Consider the following 23,777-nt stretch of genomic DNA (forward strand, 5'->3'; position numbering starts at 1 on the left):
TGGGTCAGGGGCGTCGCGCCTGGCCCAGAAGCCCGTCGATGACCGCTCCCAGTTGCCTCGACACGTCGTACTGCGCCGTCAGTTCCAGCCAGCGGCCGGCGAGCGCGGTCATGCGGGGCAGCTCGTCGGCGTCCGCGTCGCCGAGCATGTCGGGGAAGTGGCGCTTGCGCTCGGGCTCCTCGGCGCGGCGGGCCATCGCCCGGCGGAAGACCAGGTCGCCGTAGACGCAGTGCCAGATGGTGCGGTAGGCGGCGACGGCCTCGGACGGGGTCAGGCCGCAGGCCTCGCACGCGGCGATGATCTCCTCGACCATCCACAGGGCGCCCTTGTCGGTGAGGTCGCCCAGGCTCAGCACCTCCACCACCCAGGGCATCCGCGCCAGCGTGCCGTGCATGTGCACGGAGACCGCGAGCATCCGGTCGCGCGGATCGTCGGGCAGGTCGGGGCGCGGGACCGAGTCGGCCGTACCGGACAGGGTGAGCATCAGGAGCTCGTCCTTGTCGTGCACGTGGTGGTAGAGCGCCATCGGGGTCGTGCCGACCTCTTTGGCGACCCGGCGCATGCTGAGGGCGGCCACGCCCTCCTCCTGGAGGATGCGGCGCGCGATGCCGACGATCGTGTCGAGGTCGATGCGGCTCGGGCGACCGCGCTTCTTCTTCTCCCCGACGGGCTTCGCTGCTTCCGGCGCTGATTTCTCTGCTTCCACGTGGCTCATTGTCGCGTCCGCGCCGGGCGGATGCCGCATGCTCTCCCACGCTCCCCATGTATTTTCTATACGCGTATAGTAATGTGCGTGGGCATGGTGAATACCGCTGACCCGAAGTCCCCGGGGACCCGTTGGCTGCTGCCGGTGCTGCTCACCGTGCAGTTCCTGGTCTCCCTCGACATGTCCGTCGTGAACATCGCGCTGCCCGACATCGGCGACGACCTCGGCTTCGGTGCCGACTCGCTGCTCTGGGTCGTCAACGCCTACGCGCTCGCCTTCGGCGGCCTGCTCATGCTGGGCGGGCGCCTCGCCGACGTGGTGGGGCGGCGGCGCACCCTGATCGCCGGTTTCGCGGTCTTCGGCGTCGCGAGCCTGGTGGGCGGTCTTGCCCAGACGCCGGGGCAGCTCGTCGCCGCGCGGGCCGTGCAGGGTGCGGGCGCGGCGGCCCTCGCCCCCGTCGCGCTCGCGCTGATCACCGTCAACTACGCCGCCGGGCCCGCGCGTTCACGGGCGCTCGGTCTCTGGGGCGCGGCGGGCGCGCTCGGTGGCGCGGTCGGGGTGATGGCAGGCGGGCTGCTCACGGACTGGGCCGGCTGGCGCTCCGTGATGCTGATCAACGTCCCGGTGGTGCTCGCCGCGCTGCTCCTCTCGCGGCACGGAGTGCCCGCCGACCGGCGCACCGGGACCGCGCCGCGCCTCGACGTGACGGGGGCACTGCTCGTCACGGCGGGCATGGCGGCGCTCGTCCTCGGCCTCGTCCGCACGGAGACGTACGGGTGGGGATCCGGCACGACCCTGGGCACGCTGGGCGCGGCCGCCGTGCTACTCGGCGCCTTCGCCGTCGTCGAGTCCCGCAGCCGGGAGCCGCTGCTGAGGCCCGGCCTGCTCAGGAACCGGCCCGTGTTCTCCGCGAACGCCTTCGCGCTGCTGATGTCATCGGGGCAGTTCGCCGCCTTCTACTTCACCTCGCTCTATCTCCAGGAGGTCCTGGCGTACGGATCGACTCCGGCGGGAGCGGCGTTCCTGCCGTTCTGTGCGGGCGTTGTCGCCGGGTCGGTGATCTCGGCGCGGCAGGTGGGGCGTTTCGGGGAGCGGGCGCTGCTGGTGACCGGGGGGCTGCTCGGTGCCGTGGGGTTCGGGTGGTTCGCCCTGACGGTCGGGCCCGACGGCACCTTCCTGGGGTCCATCGTGGGGCCCTCGCTGGTGGCGAGCGTCGGCACCGGCATGTGTTTCGTGCCCCTGGGCACGGCGGCGACCTCCGGTGTGGCTTCCGAGGAGACCGGCATGGCCTCGGGGCTGCTCAACAGCTCCCGGCAGCTGGGGGGTTCGCTGGGACTCGCGGTCCTGGTGACGGTGGCGTCGGGCGTCACCGGGGAGAGGCGGGGGCCGGGCGGGCTCGCGGACGGGTACGCGACGGCGTTCGGGGTCGCCGCGGCGCTGCTCGTGGCTGCGGCGGTGGCCACGGCGTTGCTGCATCGCGCCCCCGCACGGCCGCGACCTGCAGAAACGTATGACCGGGAAAATTCTTCGAAGAATCTGGGCGGCGGTGTCGATCCGGGTGTCTCCCGTTCGACGCATGGGTGAGAGGCGAGGAGAAGCCCCGCCATCACCTGTTGGGAGACCACCATGCCGCGCTTTCTGACGATGATCCGCGTCGACGAGAAGAACTCTCCCGAGGGCGGCCCGAGCCCCGAGATGGGCGAGCGCATGGGCGCACTCCTGGAGGAGATCACCAAGGCGGGGGTGATGCTCGAGACCGCGGGCCTCACCCCGAGCGCCCAGACCACCCAGGTGCACTGGAAGGACGGCCGACTGACCGTCACGGACGGGCCGTTCACCGAGGCCAAGGAGGTCGTCGGCGGCTACTCCATCACGCAGTGCAAGGACAAGGCCGAGGCGGTCGAGTGGGCCGGCCGGTTCCTGAAGACCCACGACGAGCACTGGACCGTCACGGCGGAGGTCCGGGAGATCGTCGAGGGCTGACGCGGCCGGTGACGGACCTTTGCGGTGCCGCCGCGGGGGTGCTCTGATGGGTGGCCGTGACGGCCCACTCCTCAGAGCACCCTCGCCCGGACTCTCCTGGCCCGGACTCTCCTCGCCCGGACACTTCTAGTCCGGACTCTCCTGACCGCGCCATCGAGACCGTCTTCCGCATCGAGTCCCCGCGCCTCATCGCCGGCGTCGCCCGGATCGTGCGCGACGTGGGCATCGCGGAGGAGCTGGCGCAGGACGCGATGGTCGCCGCCCTGGAACAGTGGCCGCGGACCGGCGTCCCCGACAATCCGGGCGCCTGGCTGACGACCACCGCCAAGCGCCGCGCCATCGACCTCGTACGCCGCAGGGAGCGCTACGCGCGCAAGCTGGCGGAGATGGGCCGCGACCTGGAGGCGGCGCCGCCCCACGTCGACGAGCCGGTTGACCCGGACGACATCGACGACGACCTCCTGCGCCTCGTCTTCACCGCCTGCCACCCGGTGCTCTCCGCCGAGGCCCGCATCGCCCTCACCCTGCGTCTCCTCGGCGGCCTCACGACGGCGGAGATCGCCCGCGCGATGCTGGTCCCCGAGGCGACGGTGGCCCAGCGCGTCGTGCGCGCGAAGCGCATCCTCGCGACCAAGGGCGTGCCCTTCGAGGTGCCGTACGGGGCCGAGCGCGAGGCGAGGCTCGGGTCGGTGCTCGAAGTCATCTACCTCGTCTTCAACGAGGGGTACGCGGCCACGGCGGGCGACGACTGGCTGCGGCCCTCCCTGTGCGAGGACGCCCTGCGTCTAGCCCGCGTGCTGGCGGGGCTCATGCCCCGGGAGCCCGAAGTACACGGCCTGGCGGCGCTGTTGGAGCTCCAGGCGTCCCGTTCGGCGGCGCGTACGGGGCCGAAGGGCGAGCCGGTGCTCCTCGCGGACCAGGACCGGCGGCACTGGAACCGGCCGCTGATCCGGCGGGGCTTCGCCGCGCTCGCCCGCGCGCGGGCCGCGTCGACGGGCGGCCCCGGTCCCTACGAGCTCCAGGCCGCGATCGCCGCCTGCCACGCCAACGCGCCGTCGTATGACGAGACGGACTGGCCTCAGATCGTCGCCCTGTATGAACTGCTTGCCGCGCGGGCTCCCTCACCGGTGGTCGAACTGAACCGTGCGGTGGCGGTGTCGATGGCCTCGGGGCCCGCGGAGGCGCTGCTGCTCGTCGACGCGCTTGCGGCGGAACCCGCCCTGAAGGATTACCACTTGCTGCCGAGCGTGCGGGGGGACCTGCTGCTGCGGCTCGGGCGTGCGGCGGAGGCGCGGGTCGAGTTCGAGCGGGCGGCGGGGCTCACGCGGAACGGGCGAGAGCGGGGGTTGTTGCTGGGGCGGGCGGAAGCATGCCGGTAGGGGGTCCCTGCGGGGCTCTCCCCGCTGCCACCCATTAGCGCGCTCCGCGCGCGGGCACCCCTTCCCGAAACTGGGGCTCCGCCCCAGACCCCTCTCCTCAAACGCCGGAGGGGCTGAATGCAGCCACCGGCTGCCCGATCAGCATCGCCGGCGCGCCCGCCACCCGCGTGAGGAAGACCGTCGCCGCGTTCTTGCCCTGCGGCTTCACCTTCCGGCGCAGTTCCTCCGGCTCCACCGCGGAACCCCGCTTCTTCACCGTCAGGATGCCGACCTCCCGCTCCCGCAGCACCGCCTTCAGCTTCTTCACGCCGAAGGGGAGCTGGTCGGTGATCTCGTACGCCACCGCGTACGGCGTCGCGTGCAGGGCGTCGGAGGTGACGTACGCGATGGTCTCGTCGATCAGGCCGCCCGCCACCCGCGCGGCCACCTCCGCCACCAGATGCGCCCGGATGACGGCGCCGTCCGGCTCGTACAGATAGCGCCCCACCGGCCGCACGCCGGGATCCGGCAGCATCGCGTCGAGCGAGGACCACAGGGAGGCGCCCGAGGGCAGCAGGGTCGCGCGGTGCGAGGACGGGGCCTCCGTGCCGAACCACAGCACGGCCTCCTTGACGTCCCCGCCGTCCGAGATCCACTCCGCGGCGGCATCGGCGGGCACCGCCTCGTGCGGGATGCCGGGAGCGATCTTCAGCGCCGCGTGCGGGGCCTTGCGGGCGGCCTCGATGGCCCAGGAGAGGGGCGGGGAGCAGGCCTCGGGGTCGAAGATGCGGCCCCGTCCGCCGCGCCGTGCCGGGTCGACGAAGACCGCGTCGTACGCCGTCGTGTCGACCTCGGTGACATCGGCCTCGCGCACCTCGATGAGGTCGGTGAGACCGAGCGCGTCCGCGTTCGCGCGCGCCACCGCGCAGGTCAGCGGGTCGCGGTCGACGGCGAGGACGGCGACCCCGGCCCGGGCGAGGGCGATGGCGTCGCCGCCGATGCCGCAGCAGAGGTCGGCCACGCTCCGTACGCCGAGGGCCTTGAAGCTCTCGGCGCGGTGCACGGCCACACTCGTACGGGTCGCCTGCTCGACGCCGTTCGGGGTGAAGAACATCCGGCTCGCGTCCTCGGCCCCGAACTTCGCCACCGCACGGCGCCGCAGCCGCGCCTGCGCGAGCACCGCCGTGACCAGTTCCGCCGGGTGCTCGCGGCGCAGGCGCGTCGCGACGGCCAGCTCGCGTGCGGGATCGGCCTCCCGCACCTCGTCGAGATCGAGCAGCGACCGGCCTTCGGGGGTGAGCAGCGCGGAGAAGGAGGTCAGAGGGGTCGGGGCAGTCGGATCACGGTCGAGGTCGTTCACCCGGCCCATTGTGGGCCAGTCGGTGGATGGTGTGCGCCCGATGGCGGTGTCGGCCCGGCAGCGGGCCTGTGAGCTGCAAAGATCCGGCGCCATGCAACTAGTACGACAAAACGACAAATTCGGCCCACGGTGGAAGAGCCGGGGACGGGGTCCGGCGCGGCGTCGGGTCAGGGGACAGGTGCGCGCCGGGGTGGCCGTGCTCGTCGTCGCCGCGATCGCCTCCGGCTGCGCCTCGGGCGCCGACGGCGCAGCGAATCCCGCCCCCGGCCAGCAGCGCCTGGACGCGCCGCCCGCCCGCGCCCTCGACTCCTACGCCCACAAACTCCGTGTCACCCAGGTCGCCCGCGCCGCCGCCGCGAAGCGCTGGGGCCTGGCGAAGACCCCGCTGGCGGCGCCGCAAGCCCCGGCCAAGAAGCCGAAGATCACCACCCGCAAGGGGTTCGAGGTCAAGGGGCAGGCGAGTCTGCCGCCCGTCTTCACGACGATCCCGACCAAGAAGAAGATCGTCTTCCTGACCATCGACGACGGCGCCGAGAAGGACCCGGCGCTGCTCAAGATGATGAGCGAACTGCAGATCCCGTACACCGCGTTCCTCAGCGACTACCTGGTCAAGGAGGACTACGGCTACTTCAAGAAGATGCAGTCGCGCGGTGTCGTCCTGAACAACCACACCCTCAACCACCGCTACATGCCGGGGCTCTCGTACGAGGGCCAGCGCCGCGAGATCTGCGGCATGCAGAACGTCATCCAGAAGCGCTACGGCAAGCGGCCCGAACTCTTCCGCCCGCCGTACGGCAACTACAACGCGGACACGCTGCGGGCCGCCAAGTCCTGCGGGATCAAGGCCGTGCCGCTGTGGGCGTCCGAGGCCTTCGCCGACCACATGGAGTGGCGCGAGTGGGACCGGGACCTGCACCCCGGCGACATCATCCTCACGCACTTCCGGGGGCGCGAGGACTGGAAGGGCAGCATGCCCGACATGGTCCGCAAGGTCATGAAGACGGTCACCGACAAGGGGTACGCGGTGGCCAGGCTGGAGGACTACCTGTGACCGGGCGGGCGCGGGCGCGCCGCTGCTTCGCCGCGGCCGTCGCGGCGGGCGTGCTCGCGCCCGCACTGCTCGCCGGGTGCGCGCAGTCGGTGGACCCGATCGAGCGCCTCGGCCGCAAGGCGGCGGAGAAGGTCCCGCCGCGTAAACCGGGGGCGTCGCCCAGCTGCGCCCCACCCGCGGGCGCGCCGAAATCCGGGCGGCACACGGCCCCGGAGACGGAACCGCCCGACGTGAGGAAACGTTGCCCCGAGGGGCGCGGGGGCCCCTCGGCGTCCCCGTCGGGATAAGACCCGCGTCAGCGAATTAGCAGTCCGCTTGACCGAGTGCTAATCGTCGTCCTAGTCTCGGCCTTGGCACTCACCACTGGAGAGTGCCAACCAGCGACGGGCAGGTCCGGCACCCGCGACGACGGATCCACCTGGTCGCCACCCCAGACTGTTAACCCCGTAGATCTCCGAAGGGGGAGACCGGATCGTGACGACCGCCAGCTCCAAGGTTGCCATCAAGCCGCTCGAGGACCGCATTGTGGTCCAGCCGCTCGACGCCGAGCAGACCACGGCCTCTGGCCTGGTCATTCCGGACACCGCGAAGGAGAAGCCCCAGGAGGGTGCTGTCCTCGCCGTGGGCCCGGGCCGCTTCGAGAACGGCGAGCGCCTGCCGCTCGACGTGAAGGTCGGCGATGTCGTGCTGTACAGCAAGTACGGCGGCACCGAGGTGAAGTACAACGGCGACGAGTACCTCGTCCTCTCGGCTCGCGACGTCCTCGCGATCGTCGAGAAGTAATTCACCTGCTTCACCAGTTTTGCTTTTGAGTTGCGCCCCTGGTCACCCCGCTGCTGATTGCCGGGCGGCGAGGGGCGCAGTTCGTTTGAAACCGATTTTTCGAGAGGGCTGAACCGCTCCCATGGCGAAGATCCTGAAGTTCGACGAGGACGCCCGTCGCGCCCTCGAGCGCGGCGTCAACAAGCTTGCCGACACGGTCAAGGTGACGATCGGCCCCCGCGGCCGCAACGTCGTCATCGACAAGAAGTTCGGCGCTCCCACCATCACCAACGACGGCGTCACCATCGCCCGTGAGGTCGAGGTCGAGGACCCGTACGAGAACCTCGGCGCGCAGCTCGTCAAGGAGGTGGCGACCAAGACCAACGACATCGCGGGTGACGGCACCACCACCGCGACCGTGCTCGCCCAGGCCCTGGTCAAGGAAGGCCTGCGCAACGTAGCCGCCGGCGCCTCCCCGGCCGCCCTGAAGAAGGGCATCGACGCCGCCGTCGCGGCCGTCTCCGCGGAGCTCCTCGCCACCGCGCGTCCGATCGACGACAAGGCCGACATCGCGGCCGTCGCCGGTCTGTCCGCCCAGGACCCGCAGGTCGGCGAGCTCATCGCCGAGGCGATGGACAAGGTCGGCAAGGACGGTGTCATCACCGTCGAGGAGTCCAACACCTTCGGTCTGGAGCTGGACTTCACCGAGGGCATGGCCTTCGACAAGGGCTACCTGTCCCCGTACATGGTGTCCGACCAGGAGCGTATGGAGGCCGTCCTCGACGACCCGTACATCCTGATCCACCAGGGCAAGATCTCGTCCATCCAGGACCTGCTGCCGCTGCTCGAGAAGGTCATCCAGACCAACGCCTCGAAGCCGCTCCTGATCATCGCCGAGGACGTCGAGGGCGAGGCCCTGTCGACCCTGGTCGTGAACAAGATCCGCGGCACCTTCAACGCCGTCGCGGTGAAGGCCCCCGGCTTCGGCGACCGCCGCAAGGCCATGCTCGGTGACCTCGCCACCCTCACCGGCGGCACCGTCATCGCCGAAGAGGTCGGCCTCAAGCTCGACCAGGTCGGCCTGGACGTGCTCGGCACCGCCCGCCGCGTGACCATCACCAAGGACGACACCACGGTCGTCGACGGCGGCGGCAACGCCTCCGAGGTCGAGGGTCGCGTCAACCAGATCAAGGCCGAGATCGAGGCCACGGACTCCGACTGGGACCGCGAGAAGCTCCAGGAGCGCCTCGCGAAGCTGGCCGGCGGCGTGTGCGTCATCAAGGTCGGCGCCGCCACCGAGGTGGAGCTCAAGGAGAAGAAGCACCGTCTGGAGGACGCCATCTCCGCGACCCGCGCCGCGGTCGAGGAGGGCATCGTCTCCGGTGGTGGCTCCGCTCTGGTGCACGCCGTCAAGGTCCTCGAGGGCAACCTCGACAAGACCGGCGACGAGGCCACCGGTGTCGCGGTCGTCCGCCGCGCCGCCGTCGAGCCGCTGCGCTGGATCGCCGAGAACGCCGGCCTCGAGGGCTACGTCATCACCTCGAAGGTCGCCGAGCTCGACAAGGGCTTCGGCTTCAACGCCGCCACCGGTGAGTACGGCGACCTGGTCAAGGCCGGCGTCATCGACCCGGTCAAGGTCACGCGCTCCGCGCTGGAGAACGCCGCGTCCATCGCCTCCCTGCTGCTCACGACCGAGACCCTGGTCGTCGAGAAGCCGGCCGAGGAAGAGGCGGACGCCGGCCACGGCGGTCACGGTCACTCGCACTGACCCGCTGCCGCTGAGCTGAACTGAGGCCCGGTTCCCCCTGGTTGGGGGCGCCGGGCCTCGGTGCGTTCACGGATGCGCGTCTGCCGGGTTATCGCCGTTGCCGACCGCGGGTCGTCTCTCCGTCCTCGCGCAGTTCCCCGCGCCCCCTACGGGGCCCTCTACTGAGGGCCGTACTTCCGTCCCGTACGCGAAGTGACCCCGCCCAGCAGCGCCCTCGGCGTCACCTTCACCACGCCCATCAGCGCCTTGTAGCGGGGGTCCGGGATGGACAGGGTCTTGCCGCGCGCCAGGTCGGAGAGACCTGCCGCGACCAGCTTGTCCGCGTCGAGCCACATCCACTTGGGGATGTTCGACGTCCCCATCCCGGCGCGCTCGTGGAACTCCGTCCGTACGAAGCCGGGGCACAGGGCCATCAGCCGTACCCCGGAACCGGCCAGGTCCTTCGCCGCACCCTGGGTGAACTGCACGACCCACGCCTTCGAGGCGCCGTACGTCCCGCGCGGCACGAACGCGGCCACCGAGGCGACGTTGACGACACCCCCGCGTCCCCGCTCCCGCATCGCCTCCGTCGCCGCCGACGTCAGCCGGAGCACCGCCTCGCAGTGCACCTTGAGCATCGTCAGCTCGTCCGCCATCGGCACTTCCAGGTACTGGCCCTTGTTGCCGAACCCGGCGTTGTTCACCAGGAGGTCGACCGCGTTCCTGCGGTCCGCGAGGCGCTTTTCGACGGCGGCGATCCCGTCGTCGGTCGCGAGGTCCGCGGTGAGCACCTCCGCCTCGATGCCGTGCCGGTCGTGCAGTTCGGTCGCCTGTTCCCGCAGTCGCTCGGTGTTCCGTGCCACCAGGACCAGGTTGTGGCCGTCACCGGCGAGCCGCCGGGCGAAGGCCGCGCCGATACCGGCGGTCGATCCCGTAATCAGAGCCGTAGTCATGGACCAAGGCTAGTGAGATCCGAAGGCCGCCGATCACGGCGTCGGTGAACCGTACTTGTCCACGTACTTACGAGCCGCCTCGATCACCTCGGGATGCAGCGCCTCACCGGCGGCGAGCAGCCCCGGCAGCAGGTGCTTCTCCGTCATCGCCGCCCTGAACTGGAGGGCGACGGTGATGTCGTGCTCCGGCCGGTGCACGACGTCGATCGGGTCCCCGCCGCGGATCTCACCCGGTTCGATCACTCGCAGATAGGCGCCGGGAAGGCCCCGCTGCGTGAAGCGCTTGACCCACTTGGTCTCGCCGAGGTGTCCCTGGAACGTCTGGCAGGGGATGCGGCCCGACGTCACCTCCAGGAGCAACTCGGGCCCGACGCGCCAGCGTTCGCCGACCTTCGCGCCGCTCACGTCGAGGCCGGACGTCGTGAGGTTCTCGCCGAAGGAGCCATGGGGCAGCGCCCGGCCGAGCAGTTGTTCCCACGCGTCGAGGTCCTCGCGCGCGTAGGCGTACACCGCCTGGTGGTCGCCGCCGTGGTGCCGCGTGTCGCAGACCTCGTCCCCGGCGAGGCCGCTCCCGCCGGCGCCCTTGGGGCCGGGCGCCGTCACCCGTACGGCCCCTTCGGCGGGCTGTTTGTCGATGCCGGTGCCGCCCGAGGGTGCGTCGGTGTAGTCCACGGCCTTGAACCGGCCCAGATTCATGGAAAGAAGCTTCATGACGGAAGGCTAGGCGAGCTCGCCCAAAGCGTCGAAGCATTATTGGGCGATCACCCCAAGCGTCACTTATGCTTGATCCATGATCGAGGCCCGTCATCTCCGTGTCCTGCGTGCGGTCGCCCTCAGCGGCTCCTTCTCCGCCGCCGCGCGCGAGCTCGGCTGCACCCAGCCCGCCGTGAGCCAGCAGATGAAGGCGCTGGAAGCCTCCGCGGGCACGACACTGCTGATCCGCACCGGTCGTGAGATGCGCCTGACCCAGGCGGGCGAGGCCCTGGTCCGGCATGCCACCGGAATCCTGGCGGGCCTGACGGCCGCCGAGGAGGAGGTCGCCGCGATCGCGGGCCTGCGTGCGGGCCGCGTCCGCCTCGTCTCCTTCCCCAGCGGCAGCTCGACGCTGGTGCCGAGCGCGCTGGCCGCCCTGCGCGCCGCCCACCCCGGCACTCGGGTCTCGCTCGTGGAGGCCGAACCGCCGCGCTCGGTCGAGATGCTGCGCGAGGGCGACTGCGACGTGGCGCTCGCCTTCCGCTACGAGGGCGCGTCCGCCGCCGAGGAGTGGGACGACCTGGTCGTACGCCCCCTGCTCGCCGACCGGCTCGTCGGCCTCGTGCCCGAGGGGCACCGGCTCGCCAAGGCCGAGTCGGTCGCCATCGGGGAACTGGCCGACGAGCCGTGGATCGCGGGCTGTCCGCGCTGTCGCAGGCAGCTGGTCGAGGTCTGCGAAGGGGCGGGTTTCGTGCCCCGGATCGATTTCGCGACCGACGACTATCCGGCGGTGATCGGCCTGGTCGGTGCGGGCCTTGGGGTCGCGGTGCTGCCCGAACTGGCCATCGAGTCCGTTCGCCCCAAAGGTGCACGCACAGTGACGGTGGAGCCTGCCGTCCAGCGCGAGATCGTCGCGCTCACCCTGCCGGATCTGGCGCAGGTGCCGGCGGTCGCGGCCACGCTCGACCACCTCGCGCGCGCCGCTGAGCGCTGAGCGTTTCCTGGAGAAACGTTCCTTCAGGTGTGCGTGATCATGCCGCCGTGCGAGGCCGACGCCGAGGGCGCCGAAGTGGTGACCAGACGGTTGCGCGCGCGGCCCATGAGCTCTTCGCGCTCGTCCTCGGTGAGCCCGCCCCACACGCCGTACGGCTCTCGTACCGCGAGGGCGTGAGCAGCGCACTCCGCGCGTACCGGGCACCTCATGCAGACCTCCTTGGCGGAGTTCTCACGCGCGCTGCGTGCCGCGCCCCGCTCGCCCTCGGGGTGGAAGAAGAGCGAGCTGTCGACCCCGCGGCAGGCCGCGAGGAGCTGCCAGTCCCAGAGATCAGCGTTCGGTCCGGGAAGGCGGGAGAAATCTGCCATTGCTTGTCTCCTGGTAGCCGTTCTGCGCGGATACGGTGCCCACGACCGTACATCTACTGTCTAAGGAGATGAAAATATGACTCATTGGAAAATCTAGCCACAGACACCAGTAAAAGGGAAGGAAGAGGGCTAAATGGGGCATGGGTTGTGATGAAAGGTTGAGGGTCTCTTGCGCTGTCTGCTCTGTGTCCGCGCCCTCACGTAGAGTGCCGAACGTGGCTGACCGCCCCGTAACTCTTTCGGGTGACCGTCGTTGAGAGTGCGAGGCGGTTGAAAGAACAAGCGCTCGGGCAGATGTCCGAGAGCGTCAACCGCACAGGTGACGAATATGTACCAGCCTGGAGGCTCAAGGTGACGCGCAGCAGCTGTGAGAGCCGCGGAGGACAGTCATGACATCCGTCCTCGTCTGCGACGACTCCCCGCTTGCCCGAGAGGCGCTCCGCCGCGCGGTTGCGACCGTGCCCGGCGTCGAGCGTGTGACGACGGCGGCCAACGGCGAGGAAGTCCTCCGCCGCTGGGGCGCCGACCGCTCGGACCTGATTCTGATGGACGTACGCATGCCCGGTCTGGGCGGCGTGGAGACGGTCCGGCGGCTGCTGTCCGCCGACCCCGGTGCGCGCATCATCATGCTCACCGTGGCCGAGGACCTGGACGGCGTCGCGCTCGCGGTCGCCGCCGGTGCCCGCGGCTATCTCCACAAGGACGCCTCGCGCGCCGAGCTGCGCGCGACCGTCACCCAGGCGCTCGCCGACCCGACGTGGCGGCTGGCTCCGCGCAGACTGCGTTCGGCCGAGATGGGCGCCGCGCCCACCCTCACCGCGCGTGAGATCCAGGTGCTCGAGGGCATGAGCCACGGCCGGTCCAACGCCGAGATCGGACGTGAGCTTTTTCTCTCCGAGGACACGGTCAAGACCCACGCCAGGCGGTTGTTCAAGAAGCTCGGCGCCTCGGACCGCGCGCACGCCGTGGCGCTCGGTTTCCGCTGGGGCCTGGTCCGATAGGTGTGCCGCCGTGCGGGCACGGCGATCCCCGCCCGCCGTGTGGTGGGCGGGGTGACGGACGCCCGTCGCTCCCCCTCGCGGGAGCGGTTGCCGTTGCTTCGCCGCCGATGCCGCATCCTTGAGGTGTGGAGTTCCTCGGGGACAGGTCGGTCGAGCGGGAGGGGAGGGCGCACGAGATGAGTTCCGGCGCACCTGCTCATAACGCTTCGGTGCACAACTACGGACGTGGTGCCACGGATCAATCGGCGCCAAGGCACCATGGACCGATGCGCGATGACAAGACGACGGTGATCGGTGCCCTCGTCCTTCGCGCGGTCGAGGGTGACGAGCAGGCGACGCACGATCTGCTGGCTCATGTGCACCCCCTGGCGCTGAGGTACTGCCGCACCAGACTCTCCCGACTGCCCGGAGACGCACGGCACTTCGTGGAGGACCTGGCGCAGGAAGTGTGCGTCGCGGTCCTCCTCGCGCTGCCGCGGTACAAGGACACGGGGCGCCCCTTCGAGGCCTTCGTCTTCGCCATCGCCGCCCACAAGGTCGCCGACCTGCAGCGCGCCGCGATGCGCCATCCCGGATCCACCGCGGTGCCGTCGGACGAGATGCCCGAGCGGCCCGACGACTCCCTCGGCCCCGAGGAGCGCGCGCTGCTCAGCAGCGACGCCGCATGGGCCAAGAAGCTCATGGCGAACCTTCCGGAGAACCAGCGCGAGCTGTTGCTCCTGAGGATCGCGGTCGGTCTCACGGCCGAGGAGACCGGACAGATGCTCGGCATGTCCCCGGGTGCCGTGCGGGTCGCGCAGCATCGCGCGTTGAGCCGGTTGCGGGCACTGGCCGAGCAGTAACGATCACCGGTCGCTCGGTGAGCGGCTTCGGCGTCCGTTCATGACGTATGAACGTACAAACCTGATCGATGATCTTGATCGTGGAATGAGACACCCTTCGTTCCCGTTAGCATGGACATCCGCACCGATCAAGGCCATTTGGGGAAGGTGTCATGACTGCAAACGGCGGTTCTTCGACGGGGGTACCCGATAAATTCGCGACGCTCGGGCTGACCTACGACGACGTGCTGCTGCTGCCCGGCGCGTCGGAAGTGCTGCCGAACGCGGTCGACACCTCGTCCCGCATCTCCCGCAATGTGCGTGTGAACATCCCGCTGCTCTCGGCGGCCATGGACAAGGTCACCGAGGCCCGCATGGCCATCGCCATGGCGCGGCAGGGCGGCGTGGGCGTGCTGCACCGCAACCTGTCCATCGAGGACCAGGTCAACCAGGTCGACCTCGTGAAGCGTTCCGAGTCCGGCATGGTCACCGACCCGATCACGGTGCACCCGGACGCGACGCTGGCCGAGGCGGACGCGCTGTGCGCGAAGTTCCGCATCAGCGGCGTCCCGGTGACCGACCCGGCGGGCAAGCTGCTCGGCATCGTCACCAACCGCGACATGGCCTTCGAGAACGACCGCAGCCGTCAGGTGCGCGAGGTCATGACGCCGATGCCGCTGGTCACGGGCCAGGTCGGCATCAATGGCGTGGACGCCATGGAGCTGCTGCGCCGCCACAAGATCGAAAAGCTTCCGCTGGTCGACGGGGCCGGGGTGCTCAAGGGCCTCATCACCGTCAAGGACTTCAAGAAGGCCGAGCAGTACCCGAACGCGGCCAAGGACGCCGAGGGCCGCCTCCTCGTGGGTGCCGCGGTCGGCGCCAGCCCCGAGGCCCTCGAGCGGGCGCAGGCGCTGGCCGGGGCGGGTGTGGACTTCCTCATCGTCGACACCTCGCACGGGCACAACAGCAACGCGCTGAGCTGGATGGCGAAGATCAAGTCCAGCGTCGGCGTCGACGTCATCGGCGGCAACGTCGCGACGCGTGACGGCGCCCAGGCCCTGGTCGACGCCGGTGTCGACGGTGTCAAGGTCGGTGTGGGCCCCGGCTCCATCTGCACCACGCGTGTGGTCGCCGGTATCGGCGTCCCGCAGGTCACCGCGATCTACGAGGCGGCGCTCGCCGCCCGCGCGGCCGGCGTCCCGGTCATCGGCGACGGCGGTCTGCAGTACTCCGGTGACATCGGCAAGGCGCTCGCCGCCGGAGCCGACACGGTGATGCTGGGCAGCCTGCTCGCCGGCTGTGAGGAGTCTCCCGGCGAGCTCATGTTCATCAACGGCAAGCAGTTCAAGTCGTACCGCGGCATGGGTTCCCTCGGGGCGATGCAGTCCCGTGGGCAGGGCCGCTCGTACTCCAAGGACCGCTACTTCCAGGCCGAGGTGGCCTCGGACGACAAGCTCGTTCCCGAGGGCATCGAGGGTCAGGTGCCCTACCGCGGCCCGCTGGCCAACGTGCTGCACCAGCTCGTCGGCGGCCTTCGCCAGACGATGGGCTATGTGGGCGCCGCGTCCATCGACGAGATGGAGACCAAGGGCCGCTTCGTGCGCATCACGTCGGCAGGTCTCAAGGAGAGCCACCCGCACGACATCCAGATGACGGTCGAGGCGCCGAACTACGCGAACAAGCGCTGACCTGTTCGCTGATCCGTTTTCGCCGCGCACGCGCGCGTGGGGGCGGTCCCGATTCCCGGGGCCGCCCCCTTTGCGCGCGTCGGGGATACTGGAGCGGCAGACCGAGTGCCGAAGTGCCGAAGAAGTGCGAAGTACCGAAGAAAGCTGAAGGGCCACCCACGTGACTGAGATCGAGATCGGGCGCGGCAAGCGCGGCCGCCGCGCGTACGCCTTCGACGACATCGCCGTCGTGCCGAGCCGTCGTACCCGCGACCCGAAGGAGGTCTCGATCGCCTGGCAGATCGACGCCTACCGCTTCGAGCTGCCCTTCCTGGCGGCGCCGATGGACTCGGTTGTCTCCCCGCAGACCGCGATCCGCATCGGCGAGCTGGGTGGTCTGGGCGTACTGAACCTCGAAGGCCTGTGGACGCGGTACGAGGACCCGCAGCCGCTGCTCGACGAGATCGCGGAGCTGGACACCGACAACGCCACCCGGCGCCTTCAGGAGATCTACTCCGCCCCCATCCAGGCCGACCTGATCGGGCAGCGCATCAAGGAGGTGCGCGACTCGGGCGTGGTCACCGCCGCCGCGCTCTCCCCGCAGCGCACCGCCGAGTTCTCCAAGGCCGTCGTGGACGCCGGTGTCGACATCTTCGTCATCCGCGGGACGACCGTCTCGGCCGAGCACGTCTCCGGCGCCGCCGAGCCGCTCAACCTGAAGCAGTTCATCTACGAGCTCGACGTCCCGGTGATCGTCGGCGGCTGCGCCACGTACACCGCCGCGCTGCACCTGATGCGCACGGGCGCGGCCGGTGTCCTCGTCGGCTTCGGCGGCGGCGCCGCGCACACCACGCGCAACGTCCTGGGCATCCAGGTGCCGATGGCCACCGCCGTCGCGGACGTCGCGGCCGCCCGCCGTGACTACATGGACGAGTCCGGCGGCCGGTACGTGCACGTCATCGCCGACGGCGGCGTGGGCTGGTCCGGCGACCTGCCCAAGGCCATCGCCTGCGGCGCCGACTCGGTGATGGTGGGCTCCCCGCTGGCGCGCGCCACGGACGCGCCCGGCAAGGGCCACCACTGGGGCATGGAGGCCGTCCACGAGGACGTGCCGCGCGGCAAGCGCGTCGACCTCGGTGTGGTCGGCACGACGGAGGAGATTCTCACCGGTCCCTCGCACATCCCGGACGGCTCGATGAACTTCTTCGGGGCGCTGCGCCGGGCGATGGCGACGACGGGCTACAGCGAGCTCAAGGAGTTCCAGCGCGTCGAGGTGACGGTCGCGGACTCGCAGCACAGCCGCTGATCGACTGTTTCTTAAAGAAGGGCCCCGGTACGCGTACCGGGGCCCTTCTTGTCTGTCCTGTCGCCCTCAGAGACGGTGGGCCGCGCCTGCCGGGGTCGCGCCGCGGGTGTCGAGGAGCAGCTGGGCCTTCACGGCGAGACCTTGCAGGTCGTACGTGCGGTGGTGCTGGAGCAGGATCGTGAGATCGGCGTCGGCCGCCGCCTCGTAGAGGGAGTCCGCGCGGGGGACGGGGTGGCCGAGCACGCTCCAGCTGGGCACGTAGGGGTCGTGGTAGCTGACGGCGGCGCCCATCTCCATCAGGCGGGTGGCGACCTCCTGGGCGGGGGAGCCCTGCTGGTCGGCGAGGTCGGGCTTGTAGGTGACGCCGAGAAGCAGGACGCGGGCGCCGCGGGCCGACTTGCCGTGTTCGTTCAGCAGGGTCGCCGAGCGTTGGATCACGTACCGGGGCATGCGGTCGTTGACCTGCTGGGCCAGTTCGACCATGCGCAGGGGGTGGGCGCCGCGGCCGGGGCCGGGGATGTCCAGGGGGACGCCGTGGCCGCCGACGCCGGGTCCCGGGCGGAAGGCCTGGAAGCCGAAGGGCTTGGTCTCGGCGCAGCGGATGACGTCCCAGAGGTCGATGCTCAGGTCGTGGCAGAGCACGGCCATCTCGTTGACGAGGGCCATGTTCACGTGCCGGTAGTTGGTCTCCAGGAGGTGCACCGTCTCGGCCTCACGTGGGCCACGCGCGCGTACGACCTTGTCGGTGAGGCGGCCGTAGAAGGCGGCGGCCGATTCGGTGCAGGCCGGGGTGAGGCCGCCGATGACCTTGGGGGTGCCGGCGTAGCCGTGGGTGCGGTTGCCCGGGTCGAGGCGGCCGGGGGAGTGCGCGAGGTGGAAGTCGCGGCCCGCGCGCAGGCCTGAGCCCTCCTCGAGGATGGGGCGCAGGAATTCCTCCGTGGTTCCGGGGTAAGCGGGTGACTCAAGGATCACCGTGGTGTGCGGGCGCAGCCGCGCGGCCAGGGCGCGGGCGGCTTCGGCCACCTGGCTCAGGTCGAGGCTGCGGTCGGCCGCCGGAGGGGTGGGGGCGCAGATGACCGCGGTGCGGACCCGGCCCAGCTCGACCGGATCGGTGGTGGGCCTGAAACCTCCCGAGAGCATCCGGCGGACGTCGGCGGCCGTGAGGGTTCCCTCGGCGCCGTCGCAGGGCAGGCGGCCGCTCGCCAGGTCGACGGCGCGGGCGGGGTCGTAGCCGATGGTGGCGATGCCGCCGGAGACGGCGGCCTGGGCGAGGGGCAGGCCGAGGTGGCCGAGACCGATGACGGCGAGATCTGCGGGCATGGCGGTGGGCCGTCCTCCCAATAGCCGGAGCGGGACGAGCGCGCAAGCCCTGTGGACAAGGTGGACCAGCGCAATGTCAGACTAGGAGTAAATATGACCGTTATGCGGCATTGCGCTGTGCCGGGCGTCGGAGTGTTGGCCGCGGGTTGCCCGCGGGTTGTCCACAGGCACCAACCGAACTCAGCGGACCCGGCCAGAATCTGGGCATGATGTGAGCGCGACCACACCCGACAGCAAACGGGAGGCAGCGGTGAGGACAGCGACCTTGGGACCGGCGGAGCGTGCCGAGTCACTTGCGGGAATGGCCGAGCGGGAGCTGGATGTCCTGGTCGTGGGTGCGGGAGTGGTCGGTGCGGGCACCGCGCTCGACGCCGTGACCCGCGGCTTGTCCACCGGCCTCGTCGAGGCGCGGGACTGGGCCTCGGGCACGTCGAGCCGGTCGAGCAAGCTGATCCACGGCGGCCTGCGCTATCTGGAGATGCTCGACTTCGCGCTGGTGCGTGAGGCGCTGAAGGAGCGCGGCCTGCTCCTCGAGCGGCTCGCCCCCCACCTCGTGAAGCCGGTGCCGTTCCTGTATCCCTTGCAGCACAAGGGCTGGGAGCGGATCTACGCCGGATCGGGCGTCGCGTTGTACGACGCCATGTCGATGTCCCGAGGACACGGCCGAGGCCTGCCCATGCACCGCCACCTGACCCGGCGTCACGCCCTGCGCGTCGCCCCATGCCTGAAGAAGGACGCGCTGACGGGGGCCATGCAGTACTACGACGCGCAGATGGACGACGCGCGCTATGTGGCGACCCTCGTGCGCACGGCGGCGGCGTACGGCGCCAAGGTCGCCAACCGCGCGCGGGTCACGGGCTTCCTGCGCGAGGGCGAGCGCGTCGTCGGGGCCAAGGTCGAGGACGTCGAGGGCGGCGGGGAGTACGAGGTCCGGGCCAAGCAAGTGGTCAACGCCACCGGGGTGTGGACGGACGACACCCAGGCGATGGTCGGGGAGCGGGGACAGTTCCACGTCCGGGCCTCCAAGGGCATCCATCTGGTCGTACCCAAGGACCGGATCAACTCGACGACCGGGCTCATCCTGCGGACGGAGAAGAGCGTCCTCTTCGTCATCCCGTGGGGACGGCACTGGATCGTGGGGACGACCGACACCGACTGGGATCTGGACAAGGCGCACCCCGCGGCGTCCAGCGCCGACATCGACTATCTCCTCGAACACGTGAACTCGGTGCTCGGGGTGCCCCTTTCACGGGACGACGTCCAAGGGGTGTACGCGGGGCTCCGGCCGCTGCTCGCCGGTGAGTCGGACGCCACGAGCAAGCTGTCGCGCGAGCACACGGTGGCGCATCCGGCACCGGGCCTCGTGGTCATCGCGGGCGGCAAGTACACGACGTACCGCGTCATGGCGAAGGACGCCGTGGACGAGGCGGTGCACGGCCTCGACCAGCGGGTCGCCGACTGTGTCACCGAGGACGTCCCGCTGGTCGGCGCCGAGGGGTACAAGGCGCTGTGGAACGCGCGCGCCAGGATCGCGGCCCGGACGGGGCTTCATGTGGTCCGGGTGGAGCATCTGTTGAACCGATACGGCTCACTGGCCGAAGAGGTCCTCGCCCTCGTCACGGCCGACCCCACTCTGGGCGAGCCGCTGCCCGCCGCGGACGACTATCTGCGCGCCGAGATCGTCTATGCCGCGTCGCACGAGGGAGCGCGGCACCTGGATGACGTGCTGACCCGGCGCACGCGCATCTCGATCGAGACGTTCGACCGGGGCACGCGCAGCGCGCGGGCGTGCGCGGAGCTGATGGCGCCGGTCCTCGGCTGGGACAAGGACCAGGTGGAGCGGGAGGTCCAGCACTACGAGAAGCGGGTGGAGGCGGAGCGGGAGTCGCAGCGGCAGCCGGACGACCTGACGGCGGACGCGGCGAGGCTGGGGGCGCCGGACATCGTGCCGCTCTAGGGCGCTCCAGGGGCAGCCGTCGCGACGCTCTGGCGCGGGCAGAACTCGGCTGCCAGAAGTGTCCGTTCGAGAGCCGGGTCGGCCAGCCGGTCCGTGTTGACCCGGAACGTGAGGACGCGGTCGCCGCCGAGAGTGGCGGCAGATCGCACGTAGCTTCCGCTGATGCGGCCGTTGTGGCCCCAGACCGTGGTGCCGCAGGGCAGCTTCTCCGGAAAGAGGCCCATGCCGTAGTGGCCCTGTGCGGCGCGGGTGTTGAGCATCTGGCGGAGCTGGGGCACGGGGAGCAGCCGGCCGGCGAGCAGGGCCGCGTAGAAGCGGTTCAGGTCGGGGAGCGTGGAGATCAGTTCCCCGGCGGCGCCCGCGACGGCCGGGTTGAGGGCGGTGACGTCCCGGCCTCCGGTCGTGTACGCGCGGCCGTGCGGGGACGGGAGAGTGGTGCGGGTGCCGGGGAAAGAAGTGCCGGACAGGCGAAGGGGGGTGATGATCCGGCGCGCGGTCTCAGCGGCGTACGAACGGCCGGTGACCTGCTTGATCACCATGCCGAGGACGACGTAGTTGGTGTTGGAGTACGACCAGCGGCCGGGGGTGGTCGCCGGGAGGGCGAGGGCGGTGCGGACCGCTTGCGTCGGAGTGAGGGGGACGAGGCCTCTGGGGCCGGTGGTGTAGTCCGCGAGGCCGCTGGTGTGGGTGAGCAGCGCGCGCAGGGTGGGCGCGCGCCCGTCGAGATCATTGCCGCGGACGAGACCGGGCAGATGACGTTTCACGGGGTCGGACAAGGACAGACGGTGCTCGGCGGCGAGTTGAAGGATGACCGTCGCGATGAACGTCTTGGTGATGCTGCCCGCGCGGAAGTGTTCGGCGCGGCGGATGCCAGTGGCGTCGCCGTCGCTTTTGTCGGCTGTAGGCCGGTTGACGTGGGCGAAGTGCCAGAGGGGCCGTTGGGTCGCCTGCCGGTCCGGTGGGAGATCAGGGGCTCCCGGCACGGTCGTTGACCATGGGGCCTCGCGGGCCAACAGAGCGGCGGCGGGGGCCTTGCCTCGGGTGACGAGCAACGGAAGAGTGGCGTCCGTGGCCGGTTTCGCGGCCGGTGGCGCACTGGCGGAAGCCAGGCAGATGAGGGTCACCACAAGGGGTATGGCCAGCAGTGTCCGTGTATTGGGCATGGCGGTCCCTCCTTGTGCGGAGCCCATCATGAGGGACGTCGGACCCTGGGCGTTGACCAGTCCTTGAGTAAGGGACAATGGAGGCTCTGTCAGGGCGGGTTGCGCGGGTAGCAGCGGTAGCAGCAGAGGGGACGCATGTCGGACGCGGAGAAGACGGGTCAGTCCCGTCAGGACAAGAGCGAACGTCTCCTCTCCGGGCGCTACCGGCTGGGAGAAGTGCTCGGCCGCGGCGGAATGGGAACCGTCTGGCGCGCCAAGGACGAGACACTCGGTCGTACGGTCGCGGTGAAGGAACTGCGTTTCCCGTCGAGCATCGACGAGGACGAGAAGCGCCGGCTCATCACGCGTACGTTGCGTGAGGCCAAGGCGATCGCGCGGATCCGCAACACCAGTGCGGTGACCGTGTACGACGTGGTCGACGAGGACGACCGGCCGTGGATCGTGATGGAGCTGGTCGAGGGCAAGTCCCTCGCCGAGGCCATCCGCGAGGACGGGCTGCTCACGCCGAAGCGCGCGGCCGAGGTCGGGCTCGCCGTGCTCGACGTACTGCGGTCCGCGCACCGCGAGGGCATCCTGCACCGTGACGTGAAGCCGTCGAACGTGCTGATCGCCGAGGACGGGCGGGTCGTTCTCACGGACTTCGGCATCGCGCAGGTCGAGGGCGACCCGTCGATCACGTCGACCGGCATGCTCGTCGGCGCGCCCTCGTACATCTCGCCGGAGCGGGCGCGCGGGCACAAGCCCGGTCCGGCCGCCGACCTGTGGTCGCTCGGCGGTCTGCTGTACGCGGCCGTCGAAGGCGTGCCTCCGTACGACAAGGGGTCGGCCATCGCGACCCTCACCGCGGTCATGACCGAGGACGTCGAACAGCCGACGAACGCCGGGCCGTTGGAGAAGGTCATCTACGGCCTGCTCGCCAAGGACCCCGAGCAGCGGCTCGACGACGCGGGTGCGCGGGCGCTCCTGCTCGACGTGATCCACGCGCCGGAGGTCAAGGACGAGCCGGAGCCGGTGGACGCGACGAAGGTCGTGCCGTTGCCTCCGGTGCCGCCGGCGTTCGGGATGACGAAGCGGTTCGGCAAGGGCAAGGCAAGCTCCGGTGGCGTAGGTGCTGCCGGGGTTGGCGGGGCTTCTGGTACGGCGGGTTCGGCGGGTTCGGCGGGTACGGCTGAGACTTCCGGGGGCTCTGGGGCTTCCGGAGCCGCTGGGTCCGCTGGGGACTCCGGTCGGACGGGCGCGGAGGCCGGCGAGCGGCTGAAGGGTGCGCTCCGGTCGGTGCGGAAGGCTGCGGCTGCGGCTACCACGCGGGGTGCGGGAACGGGAGCGGGTGCGGGCACGGGTGCTGGGACTGGGGCGGCTGCTTCCGGTTCTGCTTCTTCGGGTTCGCCTGCTGACTCCGGTTCCGGTTCTGCTTCCGGTTCCGGTTCCGGTACTGGCTCTGGGGCCCGCTCCGGCTCTGCTTCTGGGGCGGCGGGCAAGCCTTCGCGTTCCGGGGCTGCTGGTGCTGGAGCGGCCGCCGGTGCCTCCGGTGCTCGCTCCCATTCCGCGAAGACCTCCGCCTATCCCGCTTCCGCTTCGTCTTCCGCTCCGGCCGCGACTTCCGGCTCCGGCTCCGGCTCCGGGGCGACGCCTCCCAAGGCCTCGCTCACCGACGTGGTGCCCCGGCGCACCCTCGTGATCTTCTCCCTGGCCCTCGCGCTCGCGGTGCTCGGAACCGTGCTCGCGTTCGCGCTGAGCGACGGGGACGAGAGCGGTGGGCGGGACAGCAAGAACGGCGGCGACAAGGCCGCGTCCAGCGGGGCGACCGCGGGCAGCGGCGAGAAGGAGCAGGAAAAGGAGAAGGACCAGGGCGCCGGGCAGGGCGACGGTGCCGACGAGGGCAAGGGCAAGGGCAAGGGCGACGCGGACACGGGTGCCGGGGCGAGCCCCGGTGAGGGCGAGAGCCAGGATCCGGGCGAGGGCGAGGGCGACGGCGACGACTCCGGCAAGGAGCCGGGGGACACGGCCGAGTCGACGTACAAGCACTCCCAGGGGTTCTCGGTGGGCCTGCCCAAGGGCTGGAAGTACCAGTCCACGAGTGCCGCGGGCGCCCGCTTCACCGGGCCGGACGGGCAGAAGCTGCTGATCGGCTGGACCCCGACCCCCAAGTCGGACCCCGTGGCCGACTGGAAGAAGCAGGAGTCGTACATGGTCCGGTCGCAGTACAAGCGGATCCGGATAGAGAAGGCCGACTACCGCGGCTGGAACACGGCCGACTGGGAGTTCACGTACGTCGACGGCGGCACGAAGTACCGCTCGATAGACCGGGGCACCGTCGTCAACGACCACCAGGGCTACGGAATCATGTACACGGCCAAGGCAGCCAAGTGGGACAGCGACGAGCGCAAGGACACGTGGCGGACCTTCGCGAAGACGTTCGAGCCGAAGAAGTAGCCGGACTCGGCGGAACGTGCCGGTGAGATCTCGCATCCCCTCAATGCGGCTTGCCTCCGGCACGTATCGTGAGTGCTTGAGGACGGTACGCAGCCGCAACAGAACGTAAGGCGAACGGAATTGACCACCGGGCG

20 protein-coding genes are annotated in these 23,777 nt (G+C 70.5%); 13 read left to right on the top strand and 7 right to left on the bottom strand.

The window, feature by feature from the left end; genetic code table 11:
• Positions 1 to 4 precede the first annotated feature (4 nt).
• Positions 5 to 706, bottom strand: a complete 702-nt coding sequence (locus AB0I66_RS17455) for a TetR/AcrR family transcriptional regulator (RefSeq protein WP_363208740.1) — start codon at positions 704 to 706, stop codon at positions 5 to 7.
• Between the two features lie 93 nt (positions 707 to 799).
• On the opposite strand from AB0I66_RS17455, the gene AB0I66_RS17460 reads away from it, so the two are divergent.
• The 3 genes from AB0I66_RS17460 (at position 800) to AB0I66_RS17470 (ending at position 4,068) form a co-directional block, all read left to right on the top strand.
• Positions 800 to 2,290, top strand: coding sequence for an MFS transporter (locus AB0I66_RS17460; RefSeq protein WP_363208741.1), 1,491 nt, complete (start codon positions 800 to 802; stop codon positions 2,288 to 2,290).
• A 42-nt stretch (positions 2,291 to 2,332) separates the two neighbouring features.
• On the top strand, positions 2,333 to 2,689 hold the full coding sequence (locus AB0I66_RS17465; RefSeq protein WP_363208742.1) for a YciI family protein: 357 nt from the start codon (positions 2,333 to 2,335) through the stop codon (positions 2,687 to 2,689).
• A gap of 152 nt (positions 2,690 to 2,841) precedes the next feature.
• Positions 2,842 to 4,068 carry a sigma-70 family RNA polymerase sigma factor gene (locus AB0I66_RS17470; protein ID WP_363209370.1) on the top strand — a complete coding sequence of 409 codons (1,227 nt, stop codon included), beginning with the start codon at positions 2,842 to 2,844 and terminating at the stop codon, positions 4,066 to 4,068.
• 97 nt (positions 4,069 to 4,165) lie between these two features.
• Here the strand turns inward: AB0I66_RS17470 and AB0I66_RS17475 are convergent, their stop codons facing one another.
• On the bottom strand, positions 4,166 to 5,416 hold the full coding sequence (locus AB0I66_RS17475) for a methyltransferase domain-containing protein (protein WP_363209371.1): 1,251 nt from the start codon (positions 5,414 to 5,416) through the stop codon (positions 4,166 to 4,168).
• Between the two features lie 82 nt (positions 5,417 to 5,498).
• On the opposite strand from AB0I66_RS17475, the gene AB0I66_RS17480 reads away from it, so the two are divergent.
• The 3 genes from AB0I66_RS17480 (at position 5,499) to groL (ending at position 8,988) form a co-directional block, all read left to right on the top strand.
• On the top strand, positions 5,499 to 6,458 hold the full coding sequence (locus AB0I66_RS17480; RefSeq protein WP_363208743.1) for a polysaccharide deacetylase family protein: 960 nt from the start codon (positions 5,499 to 5,501) through the stop codon (positions 6,456 to 6,458).
• Between the two features lie 474 nt (positions 6,459 to 6,932).
• On the top strand, positions 6,933 to 7,241 hold the full coding sequence (gene groES, locus AB0I66_RS17485) for a co-chaperone GroES (RefSeq protein ID WP_006347174.1): 309 nt from the start codon (positions 6,933 to 6,935) through the stop codon (positions 7,239 to 7,241).
• Between the two features lie 121 nt (positions 7,242 to 7,362).
• On the top strand, positions 7,363 to 8,988 hold the full coding sequence (gene groL, locus AB0I66_RS17490) for a chaperonin GroEL (RefSeq protein ID WP_363208744.1): 1,626 nt from the start codon (positions 7,363 to 7,365) through the stop codon (positions 8,986 to 8,988).
• Between the two features lie 158 nt (positions 8,989 to 9,146).
• On the opposite strand, the gene AB0I66_RS17495 is transcribed toward groL, so the two are convergent.
• Together AB0I66_RS17495 and AB0I66_RS17500 are read right to left on the bottom strand one after the other, a co-directional pair.
• On the bottom strand, positions 9,147 to 9,920 hold the full coding sequence (locus AB0I66_RS17495) for an SDR family oxidoreductase (RefSeq protein ID WP_363208745.1): 774 nt from the start codon (positions 9,918 to 9,920) through the stop codon (positions 9,147 to 9,149).
• A gap of 33 nt (positions 9,921 to 9,953) precedes the next feature.
• Positions 9,954 to 10,631 (bottom strand): MOSC domain-containing protein, encoded by a 678-nt coding sequence (locus AB0I66_RS17500; RefSeq protein ID WP_363208746.1) that lies wholly within the window; start codon positions 10,629 to 10,631, stop codon positions 9,954 to 9,956.
• 79 nt (positions 10,632 to 10,710) lie between these two features.
• On the opposite strand from AB0I66_RS17500, the gene AB0I66_RS17505 reads away from it, so the two are divergent.
• The gene (locus AB0I66_RS17505; protein ID WP_363208747.1) at positions 10,711 to 11,607 is read left to right on the top strand and encodes a LysR family transcriptional regulator; all 897 of its coding nucleotides are present in this window, start codon (positions 10,711 to 10,713) and stop codon (positions 11,605 to 11,607) included.
• A gap of 23 nt (positions 11,608 to 11,630) precedes the next feature.
• On the opposite strand, the gene AB0I66_RS17510 is transcribed toward AB0I66_RS17505, so the two are convergent.
• Positions 11,631 to 11,975: a WhiB family transcriptional regulator gene (locus tag AB0I66_RS17510; protein WP_363208748.1), complete on the bottom strand. Its 345-nt coding sequence runs from the start codon at positions 11,973 to 11,975 to the stop codon at positions 11,631 to 11,633.
• Positions 11,976 to 12,364: 389 nt separating this feature from the next.
• Here AB0I66_RS17510 and AB0I66_RS17515 point away from each other — a divergent pair, with 389 nt between their 5' ends.
• From AB0I66_RS17515 to AB0I66_RS17530, 4 genes are all read left to right on the top strand, one after another.
• Positions 12,365 to 12,976, top strand: coding sequence for a response regulator transcription factor (locus AB0I66_RS17515; RefSeq protein ID WP_003948568.1), 612 nt, complete (start codon positions 12,365 to 12,367; stop codon positions 12,974 to 12,976).
• Between the two features lie 266 nt (positions 12,977 to 13,242).
• A complete protein-coding gene (locus tag AB0I66_RS17520) occupies positions 13,243 to 13,818 on the top strand; it encodes a sigma-70 family RNA polymerase sigma factor (RefSeq protein ID WP_363208749.1) in 576 nt (191 codons plus the stop codon).
• 152 nt (positions 13,819 to 13,970) lie between these two features.
• The gene (guaB, locus tag AB0I66_RS17525) at positions 13,971 to 15,485 is read left to right on the top strand and encodes an IMP dehydrogenase (protein ID WP_363208750.1); all 1,515 of its coding nucleotides are present in this window, start codon (positions 13,971 to 13,973) and stop codon (positions 15,483 to 15,485) included.
• Positions 15,486 to 15,645: 160 nt separating this feature from the next.
• Positions 15,646 to 16,770, top strand: a complete 1,125-nt coding sequence (locus tag AB0I66_RS17530; protein WP_363208751.1) for a GuaB3 family IMP dehydrogenase-related protein — start codon at positions 15,646 to 15,648, stop codon at positions 16,768 to 16,770.
• A 66-nt stretch (positions 16,771 to 16,836) separates the two neighbouring features.
• Here AB0I66_RS17530 and AB0I66_RS17535 read toward each other — a convergent pair whose 3' ends face one another.
• Positions 16,837 to 18,090 (bottom strand): nucleotide sugar dehydrogenase, encoded by a 1,254-nt coding sequence (locus AB0I66_RS17535; RefSeq protein ID WP_363208752.1) that lies wholly within the window; start codon positions 18,088 to 18,090, stop codon positions 16,837 to 16,839.
• Positions 18,091 to 18,340: 250 nt separating this feature from the next.
• Between AB0I66_RS17535 and AB0I66_RS17540 the strand changes: the two genes are divergently transcribed.
• The gene (locus tag AB0I66_RS17540) at positions 18,341 to 20,047 is read left to right on the top strand and encodes a glycerol-3-phosphate dehydrogenase/oxidase (protein WP_363208753.1); all 1,707 of its coding nucleotides are present in this window, start codon (positions 18,341 to 18,343) and stop codon (positions 20,045 to 20,047) included.
• On the opposite strand, the gene AB0I66_RS17545 is transcribed toward AB0I66_RS17540, so the two are convergent.
• The gene (locus tag AB0I66_RS17545) at positions 20,044 to 21,210 is read right to left on the bottom strand and encodes a serine hydrolase domain-containing protein (protein WP_363208754.1); all 1,167 of its coding nucleotides are present in this window, start codon (positions 21,208 to 21,210) and stop codon (positions 20,044 to 20,046) included. The two genes, AB0I66_RS17540 and AB0I66_RS17545, sit on opposite strands and share 4 nt — an antisense overlap.
• A 135-nt stretch (positions 21,211 to 21,345) precedes the next feature.
• On the opposite strand from AB0I66_RS17545, the gene AB0I66_RS17550 reads away from it, so the two are divergent.
• Entirely contained in the window at positions 21,346 to 23,643 is a 2,298-nt protein-coding gene (locus AB0I66_RS17550; protein ID WP_363208755.1) for a protein kinase, read from the top strand.
• Positions 23,644 to 23,777: the final 134 nt, after the last annotated feature.

It is taken from the genome of Streptomyces sp. NPDC050439 (assembly GCF_040655335.1).
Classification (GTDB): domain Bacteria; phylum Actinomycetota; class Actinomycetes; order Streptomycetales; family Streptomycetaceae; genus Streptomyces.

Bases quoted from the DNA above. Each gene is read 5' to 3' on its own strand.
- AB0I66_RS17460 (WP_363208741.1), top strand. From the start codon at position 800: ATGGTGAATACCGCTGACCCGAAGTCCCCGGGGACCCGTTGGCTGCTG.
- AB0I66_RS17465 (WP_363208742.1), top strand. From the start codon at position 2,333: ATGCCGCGCTTTCTGACGATGATCCGCGTCGACGAGAAGAACTCTCCC.
- AB0I66_RS17475 (WP_363209371.1), bottom strand. From the start codon at position 5,416: ATGGGCCGGGTGAACGACCTCGACCGTGATCCGACTGCCCCGACCCCT.
- AB0I66_RS17480 (WP_363208743.1), top strand. From the start codon at position 5,499: ATGCAACTAGTACGACAAAACGACAAATTCGGCCCACGGTGGAAGAGC.
- groL (WP_363208744.1), top strand. From the start codon at position 7,363: ATGGCGAAGATCCTGAAGTTCGACGAGGACGCCCGTCGCGCCCTCGAG.
- AB0I66_RS17495 (WP_363208745.1), bottom strand. From the start codon at position 9,920: ATGACTACGGCTCTGATTACGGGATCGACCGCCGGTATCGGCGCGGCC.
- AB0I66_RS17500 (WP_363208746.1), bottom strand. From the start codon at position 10,631: ATGAAGCTTCTTTCCATGAATCTGGGCCGGTTCAAGGCCGTGGACTAC.
- AB0I66_RS17505 (WP_363208747.1), top strand. From the start codon at position 10,711: ATGATCGAGGCCCGTCATCTCCGTGTCCTGCGTGCGGTCGCCCTCAGC.
- AB0I66_RS17510 (WP_363208748.1), bottom strand. From the start codon at position 11,975: ATGGCAGATTTCTCCCGCCTTCCCGGACCGAACGCTGATCTCTGGGAC.
- AB0I66_RS17515 (WP_003948568.1), top strand. From the start codon at position 12,365: ATGACATCCGTCCTCGTCTGCGACGACTCCCCGCTTGCCCGAGAGGCG.
- AB0I66_RS17520 (WP_363208749.1), top strand. From the start codon at position 13,243: ATGCGCGATGACAAGACGACGGTGATCGGTGCCCTCGTCCTTCGCGCG.
- guaB (WP_363208750.1), top strand. From the start codon at position 13,971: ATGACTGCAAACGGCGGTTCTTCGACGGGGGTACCCGATAAATTCGCG.
- AB0I66_RS17535 (WP_363208752.1), bottom strand. From the start codon at position 18,090: ATGCCCGCAGATCTCGCCGTCATCGGTCTCGGCCACCTCGGCCTGCCC.
- AB0I66_RS17545 (WP_363208754.1), bottom strand. From the start codon at position 21,210: ATGCCCAATACACGGACACTGCTGGCCATACCCCTTGTGGTGACCCTC.
- AB0I66_RS17550 (WP_363208755.1), top strand. From the start codon at position 21,346: ATGTCGGACGCGGAGAAGACGGGTCAGTCCCGTCAGGACAAGAGCGAA.